This is a genomic window from Bremerella sp. P1, assembly GCF_028748185.1.
In the GTDB taxonomy this organism is placed as follows: Bacteria; Planctomycetota; Planctomycetia; order Pirellulales; family Pirellulaceae; genus Bremerella.
This window is the reverse complement of sequence record NZ_CP118164.1, coordinates 1,231,126-1,254,783: the sequence shown is the minus strand read 5'-3', so window position 1 is coordinate 1,254,783 and position 23,658 is coordinate 1,231,126. Positions and strand designations below refer to the sequence as shown.

Sequence of the window (23,658 nt, the reverse complement as noted above, 5' to 3'; positions counted from 1 at the left end):
GCCATTACAGAAGGTGCCGCAGTCCTCCCTCTTCCAGCTTTTTAACCACCTTGCGGATGTCTTCTTCCCGCGACTTATCCGCCACTAACGTTGCATCTGGCGTGTGGACAATAATCAATTCCTGCGTGCCCAGAGTGACGATCAAATGCCCCTCTTCTCCGCGAACGATACAACCGTTTGAGTCGATCGCAAGAACCTCGCCCAGGTGGGTGTTGCCACATTCGTCCTGCCCATGCAGCCGAGCCATGCTTTGCCAGTTGCCGACATCATCCCAGTTGAAGGGTGCCTCAACGACGACGATCTCTTCGTGGTGCTCCATCACGGCGTAGTCGATCGACTTGCCTTGGATGGCGCCGAATTCCTCGTCGAACACTGCGTCTTGCTGATCCGTTCCCCAAGCGTCCGCGATCTTTTCAAGATGAGCGAACATCTCTGGCTCGTTCTTCTTTAATGCGTCGAGAACGGTCTTGGCCTTCCAAATGAAGATCCCGGCGTTCCAGTAAAAATTACCAGAATCGAAGTACTCTTCGGCGACCTTGCCTTTGGGCTTTTCGCGGAAGCGAACCACTTCATAGGCTTTGATCGACGTCGATGGGAGCGGGGTACCGCGTTCGATGTAGCCGAACGTCTCGGCCGCGTAGGTTGGCGGAATACCAAACGTCACGATTCGCTCTGGCTGGGCATCGACCAGGGCGACGGCAGCTTCAATCGATTCGCGAAAGACCGACTCGGGCGAGATCACATGATCCGACGGCATGACCACCATCGTGCCGTCGGGATCGTTCTTCTGCACGAGCAGAGCTGCCAAGCCGATACACGGAGCCGTGTCTCTCTTGTGGGGTTCGCCCACGATCGAGTTTCTTGGCACCTTGGGAAGTTGCTCGGCGATCGGATCGACCAAGTGCTTCGCCGTGAAGATGTAAAGCTGCTCGCTCGGTACCAGGTCGCCCAAGCGATTGCAGGTTGCCTGGATCATGGAAGCTTCGCCGGTCATCCGCAGCAATTGCTTCGGCTGTTGATTTCGACTGGCAGGCCAGAAACGCGTGCCGGATCCTCCGGCCATAATGATCGCGTGTAACATGGTGCTCTCCTTAGTCGTTGATGTAGTCGGCCTTGGCCAGTTCTGGCTGGGATTCCAGCTTTTCCTTGAGTTGATCGGCATCGAGGGCGGTCAGCGGGCTGATCTCTATCTTACGGTCTTCAGCACACTCGACGCCACATTGCTTCAGCCATGAGCGGTGAACCGCACACAGCGCATCCTTGGCGGCTTGAGGTGTATCGGACGGAGCACCGTCGGCATTCTTTACCGGTGCGAATCGCAAAGCGGGATCGACTTCCACCACCATCGGGTTCTGGGCTTGGGGTAGTAGGTCGAAGATGAATCGCTCGAACTTAATGGCGTTCGGTGATTCTGGGGCGATGGTATCTCCGGCTGCGCTGACGTAAGGGACCTTCTTGATCGCTTTGTGCCATGGCAAGCTGCCTGCTTGGGTGGACATGCGCTGCAGGAACGATTTCTTCACACCGTGCACCGCGATGTTACCGGCCCAGTGCTTCAACGTTCCGTCTTCGATCGTTTCGGCGGCCTGCTCGGCAGGAAGCTCGCTATATTCGACCAGTTGCAGTTGTCCGTCGAGTTCGGCCAGGATGCCAAGCTTCTCTTCGGGCAGCTTCTTGGCAACAACCTGCGTTGACATTTCGCTGTCGGCCTGATGGTGCAAGCCGAGGAACTCTGGTTCGCACACGTCGGCGAGTGGGTTATCGACCTGGAAGTAATAGATCTGCTCGATGCCGCGCTGATTCATGTCTTCCAGGCAGCCGCTTTTAACCAGGGCAGCCAGCATCCCGCCGTGTCCATCAGGGCTGAGGGCTAATTGATCGGGCTCAGCGAGCAGCAGTTGATTGGTTTCCTTGTCAATCGCTGGCATGGTGCCCTGGCAGAAGATGTATAGGTCTTCCTTTGCCATGCCGAAGCGATCGTGCTTGTCGAGGAACTCAATCGTCTCATCGTGCGTGGCTGGGCTGGTCATCAAGTAGAGCGGGATGGCTTTGCCGTAGCGACGACTGCGAGCAACGATCTTTTCCAGGTGGATCTGAAAGAGCGTATTCCCAGTGACCGGACCAACGGGGAACATGCCTTTGGGGTGATCGAATCCTAGACGCGAGCCTTGGCCGCCGGCGACCAGTAGTGCGGCGACTTTTCCTTCTTTGAGAAGTTGCTCACCAACCTCGCGAGCCGCTGCGATTTTGCTCGGATCGTCTTGGTCTTTTAGACGGACGGCTTTGGGGGGCTGCAGCTTGGTGTAATCTCGAGGGCTTTCTTCTGACGTTTGTTCCCCTGCGATTTCAGCCAGCTCTTCTAAGTCGATTTGCTCGAGTTGAGCGGCCAGCTTCTGAGCGATTCCTGCTTCACAAACGGCAAGATATTGGGCCATTTCTGTTTGGCCGGCGTCGTTGAGTTGTTTCACAAGTTCCTGCTGCGACGACATCGTACTCTCCGATTTCACGTTAGTTTTCTAGCGTGGTTGTTGTGGCTGCACGTCATTATTGGAAACGTGCAAAGACTTACAAGCCAAGCAGGGCATTCACCGCGCCGAAACCGCCAAGGGAACGCATCTTCGGCGAAAATTCTTAAAAAATTCCCACATTGCACGTGCGAACTAGCAAATATGGCCACTCATCAAGCGAAGTGATAAAATCCCTGCCAACCCTGACACTTTGATTTGGGTGCTAATCGCACAATTCGAAGGACGCTTTCGTGTCACATTTTGAAGATGATCCATTTCGCTCTCCGCCGCCGACTCAAACGCCTGGATATCGTCCGCCATCAGGTGAGGCGAATACCGGCTTAATCATCGCGGTTGCGATCATTAATTATGTGTTCGGTGGACTTCAGGTTGGTTGTGGGGCCTGCTTGGCAATTTTCGGAGCGACGTTCACCCAGATGATGGGTGGAATTATCGAGCAAGATCAGCAGTTAACCGCAGAAGACGAAGCGGCGTTAGGGATCATGACCGCCGTGTTCATTGGCATGGGGGTCGTCTTCGCACTCACCGGACTACCGACGGTCCTGGCTGGCTACGGTGTGCAGTGCCAAAAAGAGTGGGGACGGATTCTGACCATCGTCCTGGCAGGCATCTCGGCGCTGATGGCGGTTTTGTTTCTGTTGGGACTGAATCCGCTGGGGCTGTTCTTCGCCGGCTACTCGATCTTCACGCTGATCGTGTTGCTGAACTCAGACAACGCCAGAGCGTTTAAGTGATGTCGAGCTTGTGCCGAAGAGCTTCGTGCTTAACAGGCTGCTCGGAGGCCTTCGTTGTCCGAAGTCGGGCAAGTCGCCATAAACTCGAACACTGGCGAGGCATCGACGGTCGGAGCTTCGCGGAGCTTTAAGTCAAAGCGAACGCCGCTGGTCAGTACCTGGCCAGGCTTAATTTGAACGTCCGGGCCTTCTAACTGATGGAGTTCCACCTGCGGCACGCTGGGCAGGGGAGGGCAGAAGCCGACATGCAGGTACACATGACGCTGCCCGCTGACGAACTTCGCGCGGACCAGGCCATGAATGTGTTCCTGGCCGTCCTCGGTGGCTCGGGTCAGTTGCTGAGTGACACCGGGCGGTAGATCGAACGACTCTTCTTCGATCGGTTCCTCGTTTGAAGCAGGGGCTTCTTCGGTTTCCATCGGAATGGACGCTGCAAGCGTTGGCGTGGCTGGTTGTGTTTGCGAACGATTCAGTGCTTCGCCGATCCGATCGCCAAAGATTGTTGTTACGAACAGAGAAAGGGTTGTCGCTTCCTGCGCCAGAACTGCAAACCAAAGTAGGAAGGTAGAGAACTCCGTCAGCGGGGCGAAGGTCACGGCTCGGGCAATCAGTATCGCCGAGACGAGCGGTAGGATGGCAATCACGCCGTGCAATCTGGGGCTCAACGCTTTGGGTGAAGCAGCCAGCCAGGCAGCACGAATCGAGGCGCACCAGGCAGCGGCCAACAAAGTGATCGCCAGCGAAGAACCAGCCGAAAGGACGTTGAATTCAACGAGCGAGAGGCGCACGCCACAAGCAATCACAGCCGCAGTCGCTAGCAGTCCGGTTCCTCCGACTGCCAGAGAGAGGCAAATTCCACGGAGTTCAGGCGAAACGGAAGGGCTTTGGCGATCCATGCCAACACATCCTGCAAGCGGGGCGCAAACAAAAGGGTTCCTGCCACGAAGTGTGACAGGAACCCTAAATTCTCGCAATGCGGATATGAACAGGGGCGAACTTACGCCGAAACGGTCACGCCGGCCAGCTTAGCCAGTTCTTCCGCTTTGTCGGTGGCTTCCCATGGGAATTCATCGCGACCGAAGTGACCACCTGCCGCGGTTGCGCGGAAGATCGGACGACGCAGGTCCAAGTAATCGATGATTCCGCCAGGGCTCAGCGGGAAGATTTCTTTAACGATCTCGGCGATCTTTTCATCGTCGACTTTGCCGGTGCCGAACGTGTCGATATGAACCGAAACAGGATCGGTCACGCCGATAGCGTAAGCCAACTGAACTTCGCAGCGATCGGCCAGGCCGGCGGCGACAATGTTCTTGGCAACGTAGCGGCCCATGTAAGCAGCACTACGGTCGACCTTGGTCGAGTCCTTGCCGCTGAATGCACCACCACCATGACGACCCCAGCCACCGTAGGTGTCGACGATGATCTTACGACCGGTCAGGCCGCAGTCACCCATCGGTCCACCGACGACAAACTTGCCGGTTGGGTTGATGTGGAAGATGATGTCGTCGTCGACGAACTCTTCCGGCAGAACCGGCTTGATCACTTCGTCGATGACAAACTTGCGGATCGTTTCGTTGTCGACCCCGTCAGCGTGCTGGGTCGAAACAACGACCGTGTGAATACCCACAGGACGATCGCCATCGAATTCAACGGTCACCTGGCTCTTGCTGTCGGGACGCAGCCAATTGACTTCACCGTTCTGGCGAGCTTCGGTCAATCGGTTGAGGATGCGGTGCGACAGAGCAACTGGCAGCGGCATCAGTTCCGGGGTGTGGTTACATGCGTAGCCAAACATCAGACCCTGGTCACCGGCACCGATTTCCTTGCCCTTGGCCGAGTCGTCGTTGACGCCTTGAGCGATATCTGGGCTTTGACGGTCCAAAGTCACCATGACGGCACACGTGTCGGCGTTGAAGCCCATGTCGTCATTGGTGTAACCGATGTCGCGAATCACCTGGCGAATCACGTCTTGGTAGTCGATCGTTGCCTTCGTGGTGATCTCACCAGCGACGATGGCAACGCCGGTGGTAACCATCGTTTCGCAGGCAACGCGGCTGTGAGGGTCTTGAGCGAGCAATGCGTCCAAGATGCCGTCCGAAATTTGGTCGGCCATCTTGTCGGGGTGACCCATGCTGACCGATTCGCTAGTGAACAAATACTTTCCAGAAGCCACCGATAGATTCTCCTGAGATACGATGCTGCGCTGGTGCGCGGGGAGGAATGGTTGCACCAACACATGGCCCCAGCCTGTTGGCGAATAGGGCATTATAGGGATAAGAGAAGAAGACGAACAACCGGGTAAATAAGCCGAAAATGACTTTACAAGGCGGAATTCTGTCGGTGCGGGTTCAGATTTGCGTGACGCATGGGGTTACAGTCCATCTCAGTGAACGTAACGTTATGCGGCTGTGCGGAATTTGACGATCTTGGGCGGATCCAAAAGAGGCTTCAGACCCTCGATCGTACGTGACGTGGCACCCTGTTGAGCCAAGACAACATCCTTGGCCCGCTCTCCCTGGTGTTGCCGCCAAGTAGTGTCGAGGGAAGCCTTTACGACGAACGTTGTGAGGCTTTCCCCGTCGCGAACAACCGTCAGGGCCTCGGCCGCTCGAAGGCGTTCGACCACGTCTTTGAAGTTCCACGTGTTGGGCCCCACGGCAACGGCGGCACCGTATGCAGACGGTTCGATCATGTTTTGTCCGCCACGATTACCCAAACTACCTCCCACGAATGCGATGTCTGCGGTTCCCCACCAGGCTGAAAGTTCGCCGACACTGTCAATCAACAGGATGTTGGAATCGCAAGGACTTCCCGCCGTGAGCTGACTACGGCGCTGAAAGGCTATGTTCTGAGCTTCGAGGTAGTGCGCGACTTCGTCGAAACGATGGGGGTGCCGTGGAACGAGCAACAGCTTCAGGGTCGGAACCTGCTGCTGGGCAGCATGGAAAGCTTCCAGGATGACCGGTTCCTCGCCATTTTGCGTACTGCCGGCCAGCCAGACGATGTCCTTTTCGGCCAGGCCTGCTAGTTGGCGGAAAGATTGGGTTTGTGCGTTCTGCCGATCAGGTGTGATCCCGTCAAACTTGATCGAGCCGGTCACTTCAACTTGGTCCGGGTTTGCTCCCAGATCGGTGAATCGGTCTGCGTAGGTCTGGTCTTGGGCGCCGATCCAGTCGAGTTTCTTCAGCAGAGGGGCTACGAGAAAACGAATGCGGGAGTAACCCCGATGACTCTTCTCGCTCAAACGGCCATTTACCACGGCAATCTTGGCGTCGTGGCGATCGGCAAATCGAATCAGGTTCGGCCACAACTCCAGTTCTGCCAGGAGTACCGCATCCGGTTGGATACGTTGGTAGGCACGGTTAACGGCCCACGAGAAATCAAGCGGCGCGTAGCTGACCGTATGCTGGGCGTACTTAGTCTTTGCTAGTTCGTGACCAGCCTTCGTCGTCGTCGTGATATGAAAGGTGATGCCAGGATAGGTTTGCTCAAGCTCTTGGATGAGAGGAGCAAGCAGATTGACCTCGCCTACGCTAACCGCGTGCAGCCAGAGATGCTGCGATGTTGTTTCGAGGCGGCGAGGTACACGTCCGAGGAACTTCTCCGCGAAGCCTTCGCGGTACTTTCCTTTGGTCACGGCGGCCCACAGCAAGAACGGACTGGCAGCAAGGACCAGGGCCAGATAGACGAAGTTGAGTAGCCAAGTGAACATGGGATCCGTCCCGGTGTTGCAACTAGCCAGCAGCATCCTCGCGCCCTGTGCAGCGCGAGGGGAACTTGCGAGTCTAGTTCGCTTGTTCCTGCTTCATGCAGCAGGCCTTGTACTTCTTGCCGCTGCCACACGGGCACGGATCGTTACGGCGGATCTTTTCGCCGACGTTACGAATCGGTGCGGTGACCTCAGTGTCTCCCTGCGTGTTGTTGATCGCCTCTTCCTGCTGACGAGCCATGTCGGTCATGCTCGAGGCGGAGTCGTGGCGAGCTTCTGATTCCTTCCAGGTCGAGCTCACGAACTCTTCGTTCAGGTTTTCGATCTTGTAAACCAGATCGGTCACGCGTTCGCCGACGCTGCGCCACATCTGATCGAAAAGTCGCATGCCTTCGCGTTTGAATTCGACTTTGGAGTCGACCTGGGCGTAACCGACAAAGCTGACCGCGCTACGGAGGTGGTCCATTGCCAGGAGGTGATCTTTCCAGGCATTATCGATCAATTCCAGCAGAACGCTGCGTTCCATCCGCATCATTTCCGGGCGGTAACGCTCGTAAACTTCACGGATCAGTCGTGCTTCTAACTGGGCTTTGTCGAACTGTTCCAACTCAGCTTCAGGGATTTCCGTTTCGATGTTTTGCTGGATCCAGGCATTAAGCGAACCCATCTGGCCATTGCCGCCGCTGATAACCGAAAGGGTCTGGGTTTCCTGGTTGTCCTCGTAAAGCTGCTCGACCTTTTCGTGAACGGCTTTCATCTTCTCGAGGGCAATCTTCTTATGCTTTTCGCTCAGCGGGACCAGCATCTGCTGAATCTCTTCCCGCTGCTTGCTCTTGAAGTCTTCTGGATTCAGCGGCGTTTCAAAGCGGTTGGCAGCCCATTCCAGAAGGCCCTCGCGGTTCAGGCGAGCGTGCCCGCCGCTCTTGTCGCTAAAGCGATACAGGCCAGTCAGGACCGGATATTCCGATTCCTTCTGATCGTAGACTTCGATCGCCTTTTCATGCACGAGGTCGATCGCGGCCTTCGCCGGTTTTTCCTGCAGCTTCTCGATGTCGATGTTGAAGCCGAACTTGTACTTGCACCAATGGTTCAGCGTGTTGAGACCAAAGTCTTTGTCGAGGAACTTCTCACCGTCACTTAGGTCAACCTTTTCGATCGACTCGCGAGCCTTGGTGATCAGGAACTCGTCGACCTGGTCGCGACCAACTTTACGCAGATCGCGATCATTCAGGTTCAACTTCCACATGCTGTTTGCGAAGCGGGCCATCGCGCCCCAGTTCCATTCGCTTTCGTCTTCGCTATCGGGCAGGTTCTCGTCGATCGAAGCCATGATGTTCGATGCGGCGGCTCGTTCGGCCATGTCTTTGGCGTACGTTTCAGCCGCAGGGAAATCCAGATTGCGAAGGTCGCGCGTGTTCAATTCGCACGACAGTTCGCTGCCTGCCCACTTGGCGAACGTTTCGATGCCGAAGTCCTTTTCCAGGAACATCTGCACGTGGTATTCGATCTGCTCGCGGACCATGTCCATGATCAGGTCACGGCTGTCGCCACCTTCCAGGATTTGCTGGCGGAAGCCGTAGACTCGCTTACGCTGCTCGTCCATCACCTCGTCGTATTCGAGCAGGTTCTTACGAGCCTCGAAGTTCTGTTCTTCACGTTTTTTCTGGGCACCTTCGATACGACGCATGATCATCTTGCTCTCGATCGCGTCGCCTGGCTGCGGCCGCATAGCGGCTGGCATTCGTTGAATGAAGTTGCGAGCCCAGTCGCCGAAGTAGATTCGCATCAGGTCGTCTTCCAAGGAAAGGAAGAACCGCGAGCTACCCGGGTCGCCTTGACGACCACAACGACCACGCAACTGAAGGTCGATACGGCGCGATTCGTGACGCTCGGTACCGATCACGTGCAGGCCGCCCAGATCCTTGACCTTCTTGCCCATCGCCTTCATCTGCTCGCGCTGTTCAATCTCGTTGACCAGCTGATCCCATTCGTCTTGTGGGACCTCCAGGCGTGTGGGGTATTTATGCTGAAGCTGAGCCCAGGCCATCGTTTCTGGGTTACCACCCATGATAATGTCGGTACCACGACCGGCCATGTTGGTGGCGATCGTTACAGCTCCGATACGACCTGCCTGCGCGACGATGTCGGCTTCGCGTTTGTGCTGCTTGGCATTGAGCAAATCGTGCTTGATGCCGCGTTTGTCGAGGAGCCGCGAAAGGCGTTCACTCTTTTCAATACTGACCGTACCGACCAGCACAGGGCGGCCTTTGTATTGAATGGCCTTGATCTTGCCGCGTTCGATCTTGGTGGGCTGCTTCTGACCCTTCGGATGAATCTCGATCGAGTCTTCGTTTTCCTTGAGGATGTCGCCCCACATTTCGTCGCCGTTCTTGAAGGTGACGACGTCCCATTTGATCGTGCGTTCGATTTCGTCAGCGACCGCTTCGTATTTCTCGTTTTCAGTCATGAAGATCACGTCGGTGTACGTGATACGCTGCATCTCCCGGTTGGTCGGAATCGCGATGACGTCCAACTGGTAGATCTTCCAAAGTTCGCCTGCTTCGGTCATGGCCGTACCGGTCATCCCCGACAGCTTATCGAACAGCTTGAAGAAGTTCTGCAGCGTGACTGTGGCCAAGGTCTGGGTCTCTTCTTTGATCTTGACCCCTTCCTTCGCTTCGACGGCCTGGTGCATACCGTCGCTCCACTGCCGGCCTTCCATCTTACGGCCGGTGTGAACATCGATGATCACAATCTTGCCGTCTTCCACCACGTAGTCGACGTCGAGCTGGTACAGGTAATGGGCACGCAGCGCGTTGTCGATCAGGTGCGGCCATTCCATGTTGCCCGAGGTGTAGAAGCTTTCGACGCCAGCCAGGCGTTCCGCGGCACGCACACCTTCTTCGGTCAGGTTGGTGGTTCGGTCTTTTTCGTTGACGACGAAATGCTCGTCTTTCTTGAGCGTACGAGCGATCTTGTCAGCATCGCCATACTTCTCTTTGCTCATGTTAGCCGGACCACTAATGATCAGCGGGGTCCGGGCTTCGTCGATCAGAATGTTGTCGACTTCGTCGATGATCGCGTAGTGCAAACGGCCTTGCGATTGTTGGTATTCCTTCGGGAAGCGACCATCGCCACGCGCGGCGGGGCGCATATTGTCGCGCAAGTAATCGAAGCCGAACTCGTTGTTCGTACCGTAGGTGATGTCGCAGCTGTAGGCCTGTTGACGATCGCGTACCGACATGTCGTTCTGGATCGCGTTCACGGTCAGGCCGAGTCCACGGTAGAGTGGGGCCATCCACTCCATGTCACGACGAGCGAGATAATCGTTCACCGTGATCACGTACACCCCTTTGCCCTCAAGGGCATTGAGGTATGCCGGCAGCGTGGCCACCAACGTTTTACCTTCACCAGTGACCATTTCGGCCACGTTGCCACGGTGCAGGACGATACCACCGATCAGCTGGACATCGTAATGCCGCATGCCGAGAAAGCGTTTGCCTGCTTCGCGGCCGACAGCGAAGGCCTCGACCAATATGTCATCCAGCGTTTCGCCGGAGGCAAGTCGTTGCTTGAAGAGACGGGTCTGGTCACGAAGTTCGTCATCGGACAATGCTTCGTACTTCGATTCCAGTTCGTTGATCGCATCAACGGTGCCCTGCAACTTCTTGATATATCGAGCGTTAGACGAACCGAACATCGATGTGATCAGTCGTTCAAAACCGCTCAAAAGACCGCCGAAAAAGAGGCTGATCTTTTCCCAAATCTGTTCCAGTTTCTCCATCGCTGAATATCACCTGGGGGTGGGGGCGTATCAAAAGCACTAGTTGAGGCGAAACAAGACCTTATTTGTAGACACCGCCACAACTTAAGCGTGCGCGCAAACCCTTCCCATATCGTAGATTATAGGGATTACTCAAAGGGGTCAACCGCGCTTGAGCACGCATGGATCGTCGGCTCCGCTATCATGGTATTCGATACCAGGACCGTTTCCCTTGCCCAGCTAGCGTAGATTCCGTGAAGATTCTCACGATGTGGTCACCCTTCTGCTAGCGAGGTCAGTCCATGTGGCGCCAAAGTTTACGACTTTGCCGGAGAGCCTTCGGTTAGAAGCGTTTTCCTGACAAGAGGTTACGCACAACCTTTCTCGGATCGGTCGGCGGGGTTGCATCGGCAGTCGCCATTTGCGATTCTCAGACCAGGAAAAAGCGAGCAGAAAGAGGAAGAATGAGCCAGTCTCCCGCGCCCAAGCCAGCAAAGAAGAATATCGTCACGCGGGACATTCGCGGGCGACTTCTCTTTCTAGGTACAGGTACCTCGATGGGGGTGCCTGTGGTGGGTTGTGGCTGCGATGTCTGCCAAAGCACCAATCCAAAGAATAAGCGAACACGGTGCAGCGTTATCTTCGGCTTGCCTGAGGGGAATCTGCTGATCGATACGCCGCCTGACTTGCGGACGCAGCTTCTCGCCACCGGGATTGGCATCATTCACGCCGTTGCCTTCACGCACAGTCATGCCGATCACCTGTTTGGCCTCGATGACATCCGGCTCTTTCAGTTCTATATCGGCCACGCTGTGCCTATCTACTGCGAGGCCAATGTCGACGCCAAGATCCGCAAGGTGTACGACTATGCCTTCAGCACCGAAGTGCAGACCCATGTTGGTTCGCGGCCGGCACTCGATATGAAAGAGATTGGGTTGAATCCTTTCGAGGTGCTCGGAGCGAAAGTCACGCCGATCCGCTTGCAGCATGGTCCCCGCTTTCAAGTCTTGGGCTTTCGCGTCGGAAACGTTGCTTACTGCACCGATGTGAATCACATTCCCGAAGAGAGTTGGGCGAAGCTTGAAGGCTTAGACGTACTGGTCCTGGACGCCTTGCGACCGGAACCTCATCCGACGCATTTCTCCATTGAAGAAGCGGTGGAGGTTGCTCAAAAGGTTGGTGCAAAAAAGACGTACTTCACGCACATTGCCTGTAAGCTCGAGCACGAGCGAACCAACGCGTGGCTGCCTGAGGGGATGGAACTGGCTTACGATGGGTTGGAATTGCCACTGACGTGAGTGCGACCCCATCGCACATTTCTGCAATGTCACTCTCTCGGAATAATCCAGCAAGAATCATGTTTCTCCATGCCCACGTGCGGATAATAGCTGGCCGCTTTCGGTGCCGCGAGAAGTAGCAGAATGGTATGTTTGCCAGCGACCTCGTGGGTCCGGGCAATCAGTTCACGACCGATGCCTTGTTTCTGAAAGGCCTGATCGACGGCTAGATCGGCCAGGTAGGTCGCGTGGGCGAAGTCGGTCATGCTGCGGGCTATCCCTACCAATTGGCCTGCGCTGCGGGCCGTGCAAAGGATATCTGCGTTGCGGACCATCTTGGTCAGCTTCTCGAGGTCGTCGACCGGACGACGCTCGGCCAGTTCCGAGCGGATCAATACTTCCCGGTATTCATCGACAGATAGATTCGGCTCGACTAGGTACTCGATCATTGGCGTGGTCAGCAGGGTGCCCAAAAAGAAAAACCGCTGGCAAGGACACATGTTCCTGCCAGCGGTTCATCATAATCTCTCTTAGAGCAACCGCCCAACGCGTCTACATCGTGGCCGTCTCTTCTGGCGACGTGCGGCCTGTCAGCCGAGGAACGAACATTCCCACGGTGCGTTGGTATTTGCGGTACTGATCTCCATAGACGTTGATCAGGTCTCGTTCTTCCACGATCGCAGCCAGACCCATGTAAACGGTCATGCCGACGGCAAACAGAAGGTGTCCAGCGGTCATGGTTGGCGTGAACCAAAATGCGGCCGCCCAAGCAACGTACAGCGGGTGTCGCACGAGGGCGTACAGCAGCGGAGTACGGAATGGGAGCGGCTGGTATTCCTTCTCGTTCAGGTGCAGCCAGGCTTGTCGCAGGCCGAACAGGTCGAAGTGGTTAATCATCAGGCTCACCACCGGCACCATCAGGAACCCAATCACGTAGAGTGCCCACATCGTGATTCGCAGCGCTGGCTGCTGGATGTCCCAGATGACCATGTCGATACCTTGCCAGCAGAACAGGACGATTCCCAGGACGATATTCGAGGCCCAAACATACGTGGCTCGCTCGATTGGCTCGGGGACAATCTTTGTCCACATCCGCTTAAATGCTGGCCGCGCCATGATCGAATGTTGGGCAGCGAAGAGCGAAATGAGGCCAATGTCGATAGCGATCGCAGCGGCCAGGGGAAGCTGCGAAGGGGTATCGACAGTGATCGGAACGATCATGCCGGCCAGGAAAGCCATGAAATACGTGACGATTGCCAAGAAGCCTAAATAGGCAGATACGGCGTACAGGAAGGAGATGATTCGCAGCATGATTGGGGTCTTTCTCTGTTTACTATGGGGCAGTTGATCGCTTAGGAACGTCGCTCATTTAGCGCCGTCACGTCATTATCGTGTTTCCCGCCCAGGTGTTGCGTTTACTTGTGGTACACTTTGGGTTGACTCGTGGTACACCTGGCGGGTCGGGGGAACGCATTTAGGGGAAATCTATGGTCAAAGCACCTACGCGCGAGCGACTGATCGAAGCTGCCAGCAGCCGGTTCTATCGAGACGGGTTTCGGAACGTCGGTATCGACCAGATTCTCTCCGACGTCGGAATCAGTAAAACCGCATTCTATAAGCACTTCGAGTCAAAAGACGACCTGCTCTTAGCTGCCCTCGATGGCAAAGGAGATTGGCTCGAAGGACTCTGTAAGCAAGTCGTCTGGGAGCGAGGCGGAGGGACGCCCGAAGGGCAATTGCGGGCCATTTTCGACTTGGTTGATATGTTTCTGGTGCAGGACGATTTTCATGGATGTTTTTTCGTGCGGGCCGCGATGGAGTTCCCGTTGCCCACCGAGCCGGTCTTTCAGGCGGCTGCGCGAAATAAGCATACGTTCGAAGAGTTCGTCGTCGTGCTGGCAAAGAATTGCCAGGTGAAAGATCCCGAAGAACTTGCACGCAAGCTTTGCCTGATCATCGAAGGGGCCTACATCACCAAGCACGTCACGCAGAACCCGCACACCATCGAACTGGCCAAGGAATTGGCCGACCTGGCAATCGACGACGCGCTGCGTCAGGTGCGTGAAGAAGCAGAAGACTCATCGGCGGACGACGCCTCTGCAGGAGCCGATTTGTAGGGCGGAAGCTCTGCCCCGGTCGTCTCGGCAACAGGCTCACTATCCGCGAAGACATCCTCCCAGAAATCCAGAGCCCGCTGTTCGTATTCTTCTGGCTTCACATGCCAACAGTTCGCGTGAGCGGCTCCGCGTACTTTCCAAAATCGCTTTGGTTCACCAGCGGCATCGTAAACTGTCTGCGAGGTATCAACTGGAAAGAGTTGATCCTCTTCGGCATCGATAATGTAGATCGGTCGTGGAGCGATGTTCTTAACGGCCGTATGAGGTTCGACCAGTCGCAACTTCGTTTCCAGGGACCAGTCGAGGAAGATTCTCACGATCTCTCCGACCAGAAACTTGGGGAGCCGTGTCATCTTGTTAGCAATGTGCGCCAGCATGATCGGCATCGAAACAAAAGGGCTTTCGGCCAGGACACCGCGAACTTGTTGATCTTTCGCCGCGGCCATGATTACGCAAGCCGCCCCGAGTGAAAGGCCGTGCAGTCCGATCTTATTCTCGGCAATCCCTGGCTGACGCTTTACCCAGTTGATTGCGTGAAGCACATCGCGCCATTCGAGGAACCCAAGCGTCGAGAAACCACCGTCGCTGTCGCCACGTCCGCGGTTGTCGTATACAAGCACGCTGTACCCGGCCCGGTATAGGTACGATACATGGGGCAACATCTCGATCGATGGTCCGTCAATGCCATGGACGACGATGATCGCCTTATCGGTTGCTCCCTGCCAGAATCGCCCGCGAAGTGTGGTTTGTTTTTCGCCTTCGAAATCGACTTTTACCGGATCTGGGATGGAGAAATTCTTGGGACGATACGGATCGAGAACTTCGCCAGCCTTGTAGGTTCCGCTAAGCATTTTCCGAACGAGAACGCGCAGCCCGAACACAAAGCCAATCAAAGCAATGAAAAGGAAGGGGAGCGTGTACCAGATTCCGTTCATCATCAGTCGTTGGCATTTTTTACTGGCGTGCGGCTTCCATCGGTTCGCTGCACTGGTTCAAAGACTTCGTCCGACTCGAACAACTCCTGAGGGGTCAGCATGCCAGGCTTCTTCTCGAGTACGCCGATGCCGTTGAATTCGGGTTGAGACTTCAAGCAGTAAGCACCCAGCGCACTGCAAAGCCATCGGCTGTCGTCTTCCACGAGCGAATCAGCGGCACGGTTCACTTCATCGGAGGTCATCCAGTTGATGATCCAACCGAAGAAGTTCTTTTGCAGCGCCAGGTTGGCGGTCGTGTGGTAGTCGAACTCGGTGCCCAGTTCCGCCTCAGCCGTTTCCGCAATCCGATCGGCCAGTTCTGGCGTCAGTCCCTTCGGTTTTCGGAAGATCACGTATCGATCATCTTTCGACCAATACTCTTCACTCAGCTTCGACCGAACGACGCCTTTGGGATAGGCTGCTTCCACGCACTCGTCTTCACCTGTCACCACAAATACGTGAGAAACGGTTATGTCCGAGACTTGTTTCCACTGCTCTACCTGGGCGATACCTTTGGAAAACCAGCTACCGGCGTGATTGAATCCAATCCAGCCTCGCTCGTAGTCTTTGCCATAAGTTGCCGGAGTCGTGTTGAAAATCTTGATGGAAGCCATGGTCCTATGCGAAAGTCAAAAAGGTTACGTGGTTGTTAACTGTCTGAGCTAGGCTGCTCGGCAACGGATAGTTCCGCTGTGCAGTGTGCACATCGCGTCGCGCGATAGGGAATTGTCGAAAGGCAGTAAGGGCACTTCTTATTCTCGGGATCACCCGGCTGTGGTTTGTCTCCGCCGAACGTGTCCTCGAGTTTCTTGTCCAGTTGATTGATCAAGCGGATGATCATGAACATGGCAAAAGCCACCAACATAAATGCAATGATGTTGTTGATGAACAGCCCGTAGTTGATCGTGGTAAGACCTGCCTCCTGAGCCTGAGCTAGGGTGGTGTAGGTCTTATCGGGATCGGGGGCGTTTAGCACGATGAACAAGTCGGAGAAGTCACTTTTCCCGAGCAGAAACCCGAGCGGAGGCATAATGATGTCGCTGACCAGCGACTTCGCTACCGAGGTGAAAGCGGCACCAACCGTAAAGCCAACGGCCATGTCGATCAGGTTGCCGCGAAGCGCAAACTTCTTGAAATCGCCAATCAAACCCATGATGCGCATTCCTATCTCAGCGTGTGGTTGTTGTGTGTTGCGAAGGTGCAACTCTCATGCCATTATGCGGCCAGATCTCGGTGTCTAGCAACAAGTTGGGGGATGCGTCCCCTCGCTGAAACCGCAAACTGCCTGAAGATTAGCGTTCAATTGTTGGCAAATAGACTTCGATCACCGTGACTGGCGGGCGAAGAGGATGGGCCTGTCGTGGCGTGGTCGATCAAGCAACCCCGAACAGTTTCCGAACGCTTGGTCGAACAAGCACCAGGATGGTGAATACACCCAGGGCCGTTCCCAGGGGAAAAGAAAAGCAGCTGATGACCGCCATCACCATGCAAAACGTGTGATTTTTATGTGCCTTGAGATAGCTGCCACTCAAGTAGAGACAGAATGCGATCACCCAAAACGTGATGATGATAAGCGTGCCGATCAGCATGAACATAATGCCCATCACCACGCCCAGCCCCCGGGCTTCCGGATCGCCCTCGACGCCAACGATACTGGCCACCAGGGCGATGAATCCGAACAGCACATGAAAGATGGGAAAGAGCCCTGCCAAGGCGGCAAGGCCTGCGAGAATCCAATGAAACGTGCCCAACAGGTCCAGATGGTATTCATCTTCGCTGCCGGGTGTCGTGGTTTCCGCCTCGGTAGACATCTAATGCATTTCCGTTTCCACGGTACCAATCCCGCCACGATAGTAGCTGAAGGTCACGCTGGGATGGTCGGCCAGTAGCGACATCGGAACGCTTGTGTCAGCGATGCCTTTGCTGATCATCAGCGCCGAGAGCCGCATGCCGAAGGGATTGTCGTGATGGCCAGGGTGCCAGATGGAAACCCGTTCGGCTTTCCAGGTTTCTTTCGGTCCGACGGTACATGCCCGGGTGGGAACCATCGGGACGTAGCCACCGCCGCTGGTGCGTGCGTTCTGAATGACGGTCATCGGATGAAGATCGGTCACGCGGGTCCCCAACTCTCGATACACCTCCGGCGGTGGCGGAGCATCGACATAGTCACCTTCGCGCTTGGGTGGATCGTTGAAGGCCCAATGTTTGACCTCGCCTTGTCCGCCTTGCATGACCAGGCAGCGGATGTCGTCGTACGACTTCGAGTATGCGTCCAGGTCGCCGGTGGGGAAGTGCAGGTTGGCGGTTGGCATCGAGTATTTCGGATCGATCCGGTCGAAGCACAGGTCTTTGTCGGCCTTAGCGAATGAAAGGGGGAACTCGACCGGCACGGGGTTGTCTTCCGCGTCGACCCATTCGTCCATGCCCCAGAAATGGGCGTCCAGCTTCTTCAGGTCGATCCCCAGTGCATTGACCATCCGGGCAACCAGGGGTAACTGCTCGGTAGGGCCGATCGGGCCACAGATACCGCATGGATTGTCGGGCGTGCTTTGCTGCCAGGCTTGGATGTATTCCAACGCTTCGGCGCAGTACAGCTCTTCCAGGGTATCGAAGATGCGGACTTCAAAACCGGGTCGAGAAAGCTGGAGCAGGTCTTCCGGGGTCAGCTTCGCGGCATCGGCCAAGAGCTCTTCGTCGAGGGTCGTGTAGTCCCACCACTGCGGTGCTACTTTGCTAATCGGTCGGGCCATTCTGACTTGTCCTTGCGTCTAGGAGGGAGTTTCGTGGTTCGTGCGCAATCAGGGGAGGAGTTGGGCGAGTAAATCTTCTTGGGGAAACGCGTGACCTAAGTGTTGGCGAAACGATTCCGCGTAGTTGGTTCCGATCAGTTGACCACGCTGGGCACTGTGCCGTTTCATCGCTTCCAGGTATTCGTCCATGCCGTGATGTGCCCGAAGCCATTCGCGCTGCGAAGCATGGCAGGCCAGCATTTCGGCTTTGCGCTCGATGACGTCACTTACGTCAATGGTAACCGTTGGCGTAACCGGCTCGCCAGTATATGGATTGAGACCTTCGATCGGGTCGGCGTAATACAAATGCGGAATATGGGTGCCAGGCGATAGAGGAATGCTGGAAGCATTGGGAATCGGAAAGCTGAACGACGCACTGCGGGCCAGCAGATGCGTTTGCTCGTGATCGAGCATGTAGTCTTCTCGCGGGTGCGTGATGACCAGTGTTGGGCAAAGCTGCCGAAACAGGTCGATCGCCTTGCGATTGGTGGACTTGTCGAAAATGACGTTCACATCCGGTTCAGCCAGCGTGTGATAGGTTCCACCGATCAGTTTGGCCGCGGCGATCCCTTCGTTCTTACGAATCGCGGCGATCTCTGGCCCAGGCAGTTTTTCGGAACCGCAATCGCCGGCGGCCGCCGTGGCAATGTGCACATCCCAGCCCAACTCGGCTAGGCGAATGAGTACGCCGCCACACAAAATTTCGGCATCATCTGGATGAGCCATGAAACACAGAACAACGTTCGTCGCGTCGCTCAAGGGATCGCTCCCGAATCAAGAGGGTGAATAGTTGTCAGGTAGGAGGGGCAGGGGAGGGTGCGTGGAAAGTTTACCAGATGAGTAGACGTTTGCCGAAGAAAAAATTCAGCATCTGTGAATTGGTGTTTCGCTAGATCTCGAACAGAAAATCGAGCGTTTTCCACCCTCCATGTGTCTTGTCGACGACACGGGGATCAAATTGCTGGACGAGCCCACAATAGTGGCAATTGGCAACGATGAATTCATGAATTTGCCAATCCATAAGACGTGTGATTCCTGCGCCTGTGGTCGCGATTCTTCTAACGTTCGCGCCATGAGAACGACAATTGGTGCAGCGATAGGTACGAGCAAGTTTGGCATCAAAGCTTTCCTTCCCTTTGTCGCCGATGTACCTAGGGGGGCGATTGCTCGGCGGAGCCGGAACTGGACGTATCCCATAGTTGCAATGGTCGCATCGAAAGCGTTTGTCAGCGTTGACCTTCTTGCAAGCAGGGCATTCCATACTTTGTCTTCCCATGACGTTCAAATTGTTAGCTTCGATGTTATTTATTCGCCAGCAGAGCCAAGATCTTAACGCAATTCGTCCTGTGCATTCCACAAAAAAAGGGCCTGCCGAGGCAGACCCTTTTCTGTTCGTTATCGATTCAATCGACCAGCGAACTTAGTTGTTCGAGGCGACCTTTTGTTGTTCCAGCAGACGAACGTAATCTTTGGTGATGTTGATCACTTCGTCGAAGTAGTAGTCGCGTTCGACGACTTCGTTGGGATCTTCATCCGTTTCGCCAACCAGGCTTTCGATTTCCTTTTCGCGTTCGCTCAGGGCTTCGTACTCGGCCATGAATTTCGCCTTGTTGAGATCGACCTGCTTCTTGTCTTTCTGTTGCAGGTAGGTCTCGATCATCTTGTTCAGCTTCGTGAAGCCTTCCGACGACTGGACACGCTGCCCGGACAGACGGTTGAGTTCCGCAACCAGTGGTGCCGCATTGGCATTGCTCACTGGGTAACGGGTCGTCTGGACGGTGTCGAACGGAACCGGGTAATCGAGGTCCCCTTCGGCGATGTCCATGTTGGCGGTCAGAGCCGGCAATGCGACGTCTGCTTCGACGCCCTTGAGTTGCGTGCTCTTACCACTTGGGCGATAGAACTTCTGCAGCGTGATCTTCAAAGCACCCAGCGACGGAGGATTGACCGGGTTGGCACCCATCAATTCTTCGCGACCCAGATCGAGCAGCGTTTGCACGGTGCCTTTGCCATGGGTTTGCTCGTCACCGACGACAATCCCGCGACCGTAGTCCTGGATTGCACCGGCGAGAATTTCACTGGCACTGGCGCTCATCTTGCTGGTGAGCACGACCAGGGGGCCGTCCCACAGCATGCCGCGGTTCATGTCCTCGTAAGGATGAACGTTGTTGTCAGCGTCCTTCACCTGAACGACTGGACCTTGATCGATGAACAGGCCGGTCAGGTCGATCGCTTCGGTCAAGCTACCACCGCCATTGCGACGCAGGTCGAGCACCACGGCTTCGACACCTTTCTGGCGGAAGTCCGCAAGAAGTCGAGCGACGTCGATCGTGCTTCGCTTGACATTTGGGTTACCGGAGCGAGCGGCTTCCATGTCCAAGTAGAACGATGGCAGGTCGATCCAGCCGATCTTCATCTTGTGGCCTTCGGCGGTCGTCTGCTCGACGATTTCGCCGCGGGCTTCGCTGTCTTTCAGTTCGACCTTGGCGCGGGTAATGTCGAAGATCTTCGTTTCGCCTTTACCCTTCTTCTTCACGCCCAGGCGGACGACCGTGTTGGCCTTGCCGCGGATCATGTCGACGACATCGTTCAGCTTCATATCGACTACGTCGACCATTTCGCCGTCGGTGCCTTGGCCAACACTGACGATGAAGTCGCCAGCTTCGATCTTTTCATCAGCATTCTTCTTGCCATGCTTATCGGCAGCACCACCAGGAATCACCTTGGAAACCTTGCAGAAGCCATCTTCCGACATCAGGGCAGCACCAATACCTTCCAGGTTCAAACGCATCTGAATATTGAAATTCTCGAGCGTGCCAGGAGACATGTAGGTGGTGTGTGGATCGTAGGCGGAAGTCACCGAAGTCAGGAAGACTTCCAGCAACTCGTCTTCGCTCGTCTGACCGATACGGCGAGCGTAGCTATGGTAACGCTTGCCGATACGTTCTTTAGCTTCTTCCAGGCTCTTGCCGTCGGCAAGCTGGGTCAGCAGATCGTACTTCAGGCGCTTACGCCAACGGTCGGTCGCTTCGGCGGCGTTGGCCGGATACTTGACCTTATCGCCGTCGGTGACAAAGACTTCGTCTTCTTCAAAGTTGAATTCGTGGTTGGCCAGCAAGTCGTCGACCGTCTGCACGCGTTCCAGCGTTCGCTGAATAAAACGTTCGAAGACCTTGTGAGCGAACTCGGTGTTGCCGCTGCGGACCTGGTCGTCCAGCAAATTGCGGTTGGCCGAGAATTCGGCGACATCGGCCTCGGTGAAGTACAGTTTGAGCGGATCCCAAAACTTCAGGAACTTGTCGAACGCTCGTTGCGAGATGGTATCGTCCAGCGGTGCGGTCGAAAGATGATCGCGAAGAAGGAGTCGCGAGACCATTCGCGAGATGTGTCGCTCGGGAAGATGACGATCTTGGCCAGCAAGCGGGCCTTGAGCAGGTGCGTCTTTAGGAAGCAAGGAAGCGACAACGAGGGTCGCGAAGGTAGCAGCGACAGTAAATAGGAAGAAAATGGGATGGCGCAAGTTAGTCCAATTCCCTCGAACGTTTGCCATGATGATTCCTTATCGCAAGATGTGTGCGTGAATATGTAGCGAATAGCAGATTTGGGGGCATGCAGGAAGGGCACGTGTAATCCTATCTAGGTCGGCAACTCGACTCAAGGCGAATGCCTTAACCCGAATAGATCAGCGAGCCTCTATCAGTACGTGGGCTAACCCACGAAAGTTGGTTCGCTTGCAAAGCAATTCCATCTTTTCCTGCTCGATTTTCGTGACCCGACTGGAAGATCCAAGCGGAAATTCCGTAAGATAAGACAAGTGCTGAATTTAACGCGGACCACCCAAGATGCTTGCCACGTAGAGAAACCCAGGGGGGATTTCGGCCGAACTAATGGCGATTTACAGCTACCTTAAAACCATATCAGGTAACGGTCCGGGGAAGAACTTTCCCTTAGACGACTCGCGCGATAACCTCATTGGTCGTGGTTTGGAGTGTGATGTAACGCTGACCGACCCCCTCTGTTCGCGGGTGCATGCCGCCATTTTTCTGCGGAACGGCAAATGGTTCGTGAAAGATCGTGAAAGCCGTAATGGCAGTTTTCTCGATGATCAGCCGATCGACGAGGCGGAATTGACCGACGGATGTCGCCTGAAGATCGGCGACACGGAATTCAGCTTCAATCACAGCGCTCAGCCTCCCACTTCGCACGATGAGCTGCCGCCGAGCATCACGCAGACGATCGTCCGCAACATGCCGGTCAATCCGCAAGATACGAACCTGATAGCACTTAAGGAGCTTAAGGACTACCAGCAAGCCCAGCGCTTGCTGCTTCTGCACCAGTTCGCGATCCGGCTGCTCGGCGAAGAAGACCCGAATACCATCATTCAAGTCACCTTGGAGATGGTGAAAGAGCAGACCAAAGCGGTTGTTGTCGGTTTTTTATGGCTTAGCGACGATGGACAGTTAAGGGCCAAGCGGGTTTACCCCGAAGACACCGAAGGCCCGGCTCCACTGAGCGAGGCCCTGACCGAGATCGTCACCCAGAAAGGGAATGCCGTCTGGATTGCCAACGAAGCACAAGGCGATACCAGCAAAAAACTGACGCACTTCGCCGATGCGATCTGTGTGCCGCTGATTCATAAGAAGAAGGCCTTCGGAGCCCTGCACCTGTACCGCAAGCAGGAACGCTTCTGGCATAACGAACTCGATTTTGCGATTTCGGTCGGTAATATCCTGACGATTGCGTTGCTACGGGCCTGGAAAGTGACCCAGTTGCAGGCCAGTTATCAGCAATTAGTCGACAAATCGGCTGCGTTCGACGAGCTGATCGGCGAAAGCCCCGCGATGGGTGAGTTGAAGCAAAAGATCACCCGAATCTCGAAGGCGGGCGGATGTGTCCTAGTTCGCGGGGAAAGTGGCAGCGGTAAAGAGCTTGTCGCCAGAGCCCTGCACAAGGCATCCAATCGAGCCGATCGCCCGATGCTCAGCGTCAACTGCGCGGCCCTGCCTGAGAATCTCATCGAGAGCCAGCTGTTTGGTCACAAGAAGGGGGCTTTTACCGGGGCCGACTCCGACCATATTGGCTTTTTCCAGCAAGCTGACACGGGAACTTTGTTTTTAGACGAAGTGGGCGAACTGACGCTCGATGGTCAGGCCAAGCTTCTCAGAATCTTGGAAGGGCATCCATTTCTTCCCTTAGGAGCCACTAAGGAAGTCAGCGTCGACGTTCGTGTGATTGCCGCGACCAACCGAGATTTGGCGGAATTCGTTCGTGAGAAACGATTTCGGGAAGATCTCTATTACCGATTGAGCGTTTTTGAGTTATACATTCCTCCCCTTCGAGATCGCGGGGACGACGTTGTGCTGCTGGCGGAACATTTCCTGGAGCACTTCCGGAAGACGCACGGACGACCGCTGCTTACCCTTTCGGACAGCGCCAAACAGAAGCTGGCTGACTACAACTGGCCAGGCAATGTTCGGCAGCTTCGAAACGTGATCGATAGCAGCGTCGTTTTGGCGGATGGCGAGGCGATACAACCGCATGATTTAGGCCTCAGAGACGCAGGTTTGAACGAGCCTGAGTCGTTAAGGTTTGACTTCTGGGAAAAGAAATTGATTGAAGAAGCTCTATCCAGAACTGGAGGGAGCATCCCAGAAGCCGTAAAATTATTGGGTACGAGCCGTGCGACGTTGTATCGCAAGATCGAAGAATACCAAATTCAGCGCTAGTAAGACGAAACGCATGGATGGCAGGGTAACCCCCTGGAGCT

General features: G+C 55.4%; 20 protein-coding genes. 4 read left to right on the top strand and 16 right to left on the bottom strand.

Annotation, left to right across the window (positions count from 1 at the left end; translation table 11 throughout):
- Window positions 1-4: 4 nt before the first annotated feature.
- Window positions 5-1,081 carry a mannose-1-phosphate guanylyltransferase gene (locus PSR63_RS05280; RefSeq protein ID WP_274331363.1) on the bottom strand — a complete coding sequence of 359 codons (1,077 nt, stop codon included), beginning with the start codon at window positions 1,079-1,081 and terminating at the stop codon, window positions 5-7.
- A gap of 10 nt (window positions 1,082-1,091) precedes the next feature.
- Window positions 1,092-2,507: a UDPGP type 1 family protein gene (locus tag PSR63_RS05275; protein ID WP_274331362.1), complete on the bottom strand. Its 1,416-nt coding sequence runs from the start codon at window positions 2,505-2,507 to the stop codon at window positions 1,092-1,094.
- Between the two features lie 251 nt (window positions 2,508-2,758).
- Here PSR63_RS05275 and PSR63_RS05270 point away from each other — a divergent pair, with 251 nt between their 5' ends.
- Entirely contained in the window at window positions 2,759-3,262 is a 504-nt protein-coding gene (locus PSR63_RS05270; protein ID WP_274331361.1) for a hypothetical protein, read from the top strand.
- 29 nt (window positions 3,263-3,291) lie between these two features.
- Here PSR63_RS05270 and PSR63_RS05265 read toward each other — a convergent pair whose 3' ends face one another.
- The 4 genes from PSR63_RS05265 to PSR63_RS05250 form a co-directional block, all read right to left on the bottom strand.
- The gene (locus PSR63_RS05265) at window positions 3,292-4,158 is read right to left on the bottom strand and encodes a hypothetical protein (protein ID WP_274331359.1); all 867 of its coding nucleotides are present in this window, start codon (window positions 4,156-4,158) and stop codon (window positions 3,292-3,294) included.
- A gap of 101 nt (window positions 4,159-4,259) precedes the next feature.
- Window positions 4,260-5,393: a methionine adenosyltransferase gene (gene metK, locus PSR63_RS05260; RefSeq protein WP_443111111.1), complete on the bottom strand. Its 1,134-nt coding sequence runs from the start codon at window positions 5,391-5,393 to the stop codon at window positions 4,260-4,262.
- Window positions 5,394-5,660: 267 nt separating this feature from the next.
- Window positions 5,661-6,974, bottom strand: a complete 1,314-nt coding sequence (locus PSR63_RS05255) for a 3-deoxy-D-manno-octulosonic acid transferase (RefSeq protein WP_274331355.1) — start codon at window positions 6,972-6,974, stop codon at window positions 5,661-5,663.
- 73 nt (window positions 6,975-7,047) lie between these two features.
- Window positions 7,048-10,755 (bottom strand): preprotein translocase subunit SecA, encoded by a 3,708-nt coding sequence (locus PSR63_RS05250; RefSeq protein WP_274331353.1) that lies wholly within the window; start codon window positions 10,753-10,755, stop codon window positions 7,048-7,050.
- A 443-nt stretch (window positions 10,756-11,198) separates the two neighbouring features.
- On the opposite strand from PSR63_RS05250, the gene PSR63_RS05245 reads away from it, so the two are divergent.
- The gene (locus PSR63_RS05245; protein ID WP_274331352.1) at window positions 11,199-12,032 is read left to right on the top strand and encodes an MBL fold metallo-hydrolase; all 834 of its coding nucleotides are present in this window, start codon (window positions 11,199-11,201) and stop codon (window positions 12,030-12,032) included.
- Between the two features lie 29 nt (window positions 12,033-12,061).
- On the opposite strand, the gene PSR63_RS05240 is transcribed toward PSR63_RS05245, so the two are convergent.
- Both PSR63_RS05240 and mddA read right to left on the bottom strand, forming a co-directional pair.
- Window positions 12,062-12,460, bottom strand: coding sequence for a GNAT family N-acetyltransferase (locus PSR63_RS05240; protein WP_274331350.1), 399 nt, complete (start codon window positions 12,458-12,460; stop codon window positions 12,062-12,064).
- A 103-nt stretch (window positions 12,461-12,563) separates the two neighbouring features.
- Window positions 12,564-13,322 carry a methanethiol S-methyltransferase gene (gene mddA / locus PSR63_RS05235; RefSeq protein ID WP_274331348.1) on the bottom strand — a complete coding sequence of 253 codons (759 nt, stop codon included), beginning with the start codon at window positions 13,320-13,322 and terminating at the stop codon, window positions 12,564-12,566.
- Window positions 13,323-13,498: 176 nt separating this feature from the next.
- Here mddA and PSR63_RS05230 point away from each other — a divergent pair, with 176 nt between their 5' ends.
- Window positions 13,499-14,128, top strand: coding sequence for a TetR/AcrR family transcriptional regulator (locus tag PSR63_RS05230; RefSeq protein WP_274331346.1), 630 nt, complete (start codon window positions 13,499-13,501; stop codon window positions 14,126-14,128).
- Here the strand turns inward: PSR63_RS05230 and PSR63_RS05225 are convergent.
- The 8 genes from PSR63_RS05225 to PSR63_RS05195 all read right to left on the bottom strand — a co-directional run bounded on the left by PSR63_RS05225 (window position 14,065) and on the right by PSR63_RS05195 (window position 21,441).
- The gene (locus PSR63_RS05225) at window positions 14,065-15,066 is read right to left on the bottom strand and encodes an alpha/beta hydrolase (protein WP_274331344.1); all 1,002 of its coding nucleotides are present in this window, start codon (window positions 15,064-15,066) and stop codon (window positions 14,065-14,067) included. The genes PSR63_RS05230 and PSR63_RS05225 overlap by 64 nt on opposite strands.
- A complete protein-coding gene (locus PSR63_RS05220; protein ID WP_274331343.1) occupies window positions 15,066-15,716 on the bottom strand; it encodes a hypothetical protein in 651 nt (216 codons plus the stop codon). The genes PSR63_RS05225 and PSR63_RS05220 overlap by 1 nt, the downstream gene beginning before the upstream one ends.
- Window positions 15,717-15,751: 35 nt before the next feature.
- Window positions 15,752-16,255: a large conductance mechanosensitive channel protein MscL gene (gene mscL, locus PSR63_RS05215; RefSeq protein WP_274331342.1), complete on the bottom strand. Its 504-nt coding sequence runs from the start codon at window positions 16,253-16,255 to the stop codon at window positions 15,752-15,754.
- A gap of 220 nt (window positions 16,256-16,475) precedes the next feature.
- Window positions 16,476-16,913 carry a hypothetical protein gene (locus PSR63_RS05210; protein ID WP_274331340.1) on the bottom strand — a complete coding sequence of 146 codons (438 nt, stop codon included), beginning with the start codon at window positions 16,911-16,913 and terminating at the stop codon, window positions 16,476-16,478.
- Entirely contained in the window at window positions 16,914-17,852 is a 939-nt protein-coding gene (locus PSR63_RS05205) for a glucosamine-6-phosphate isomerase (RefSeq protein ID WP_274331338.1), read from the bottom strand.
- 48 nt (window positions 17,853-17,900) lie between these two features.
- On the bottom strand, window positions 17,901-18,650 hold the full coding sequence (locus PSR63_RS05200; protein WP_338000664.1) for a PIG-L deacetylase family protein: 750 nt from the start codon (window positions 18,648-18,650) through the stop codon (window positions 17,901-17,903).
- A 130-nt stretch (window positions 18,651-18,780) separates the two neighbouring features.
- Window positions 18,781-19,152 carry a zinc ribbon domain-containing protein gene (locus PSR63_RS28180; RefSeq protein WP_443111081.1) on the bottom strand — a complete coding sequence of 124 codons (372 nt, stop codon included), beginning with the start codon at window positions 19,150-19,152 and terminating at the stop codon, window positions 18,781-18,783.
- 159 nt (window positions 19,153-19,311) lie between these two features.
- The gene (locus PSR63_RS05195) at window positions 19,312-21,441 is read right to left on the bottom strand and encodes a carboxy terminal-processing peptidase (protein ID WP_274331336.1); all 2,130 of its coding nucleotides are present in this window, start codon (window positions 21,439-21,441) and stop codon (window positions 19,312-19,314) included.
- Between the two features lie 337 nt (window positions 21,442-21,778).
- Between PSR63_RS05195 and PSR63_RS05190 the strand changes: the two genes are divergently transcribed.
- Window positions 21,779-23,617 carry a sigma 54-interacting transcriptional regulator gene (locus PSR63_RS05190; RefSeq protein WP_274331334.1) on the top strand — a complete coding sequence of 613 codons (1,839 nt, stop codon included), beginning with the start codon at window positions 21,779-21,781 and terminating at the stop codon, window positions 23,615-23,617.
- The last annotated feature ends 41 nt before the right edge of the window (window positions 23,618-23,658 follow it).

Bases quoted from the DNA above. Each gene is read 5' to 3' on its own strand.
- PSR63_RS05205 (WP_274331338.1), bottom strand. From the start codon at position 17,852: ATGGCCCGACCGATTAGCAAAGTAGCACCGCAGTGGTGGGACTACACG.
- PSR63_RS05250 (WP_274331353.1), bottom strand. From the start codon at position 10,755: ATGGAGAAACTGGAACAGATTTGGGAAAAGATCAGCCTCTTTTTCGGC.
- PSR63_RS05190 (WP_274331334.1), top strand. From the start codon at position 21,779: ATGGCGATTTACAGCTACCTTAAAACCATATCAGGTAACGGTCCGGGG.
- PSR63_RS05225 (WP_274331344.1), bottom strand. From the start codon at position 15,066: ATGATGAACGGAATCTGGTACACGCTCCCCTTCCTTTTCATTGCTTTG.
- PSR63_RS05265 (WP_274331359.1), bottom strand. From the start codon at position 4,158: ATGGATCGCCAAAGCCCTTCCGTTTCGCCTGAACTCCGTGGAATTTGC.
- mddA (WP_274331348.1), bottom strand. From the start codon at position 13,322: ATGCTGCGAATCATCTCCTTCCTGTACGCCGTATCTGCCTATTTAGGC.
- PSR63_RS05210 (WP_274331340.1), bottom strand. From the start codon at position 16,913: ATGTCTACCGAGGCGGAAACCACGACACCCGGCAGCGAAGATGAATAC.
- PSR63_RS05280 (WP_274331363.1), bottom strand. From the start codon at position 1,081: ATGTTACACGCGATCATTATGGCCGGAGGATCCGGCACGCGTTTCTGG.
- PSR63_RS05255 (WP_274331355.1), bottom strand. From the start codon at position 6,974: ATGTTCACTTGGCTACTCAACTTCGTCTATCTGGCCCTGGTCCTTGCT.
- PSR63_RS05240 (WP_274331350.1), bottom strand. From the start codon at position 12,460: ATGATCGAGTACCTAGTCGAGCCGAATCTATCTGTCGATGAATACCGG.
- PSR63_RS05230 (WP_274331346.1), top strand. From the start codon at position 13,499: ATGGTCAAAGCACCTACGCGCGAGCGACTGATCGAAGCTGCCAGCAGC.
- PSR63_RS05245 (WP_274331352.1), top strand. From the start codon at position 11,199: ATGAGCCAGTCTCCCGCGCCCAAGCCAGCAAAGAAGAATATCGTCACG.
- mscL (WP_274331342.1), bottom strand. From the start codon at position 16,255: ATGGGTTTGATTGGCGATTTCAAGAAGTTTGCGCTTCGCGGCAACCTG.
- PSR63_RS05195 (WP_274331336.1), bottom strand. From the start codon at position 21,441: ATGGCAAACGTTCGAGGGAATTGGACTAACTTGCGCCATCCCATTTTC.
- PSR63_RS28180 (WP_443111081.1), bottom strand. From the start codon at position 19,152: ATGGAATGCCCTGCTTGCAAGAAGGTCAACGCTGACAAACGCTTTCGA.
- metK (WP_443111111.1), bottom strand. From the start codon at position 5,393: ATGGGTCACCCCGACAAGATGGCCGACCAAATTTCGGACGGCATCTTG.
- PSR63_RS05220 (WP_274331343.1), bottom strand. From the start codon at position 15,716: ATGGCTTCCATCAAGATTTTCAACACGACTCCGGCAACTTATGGCAAA.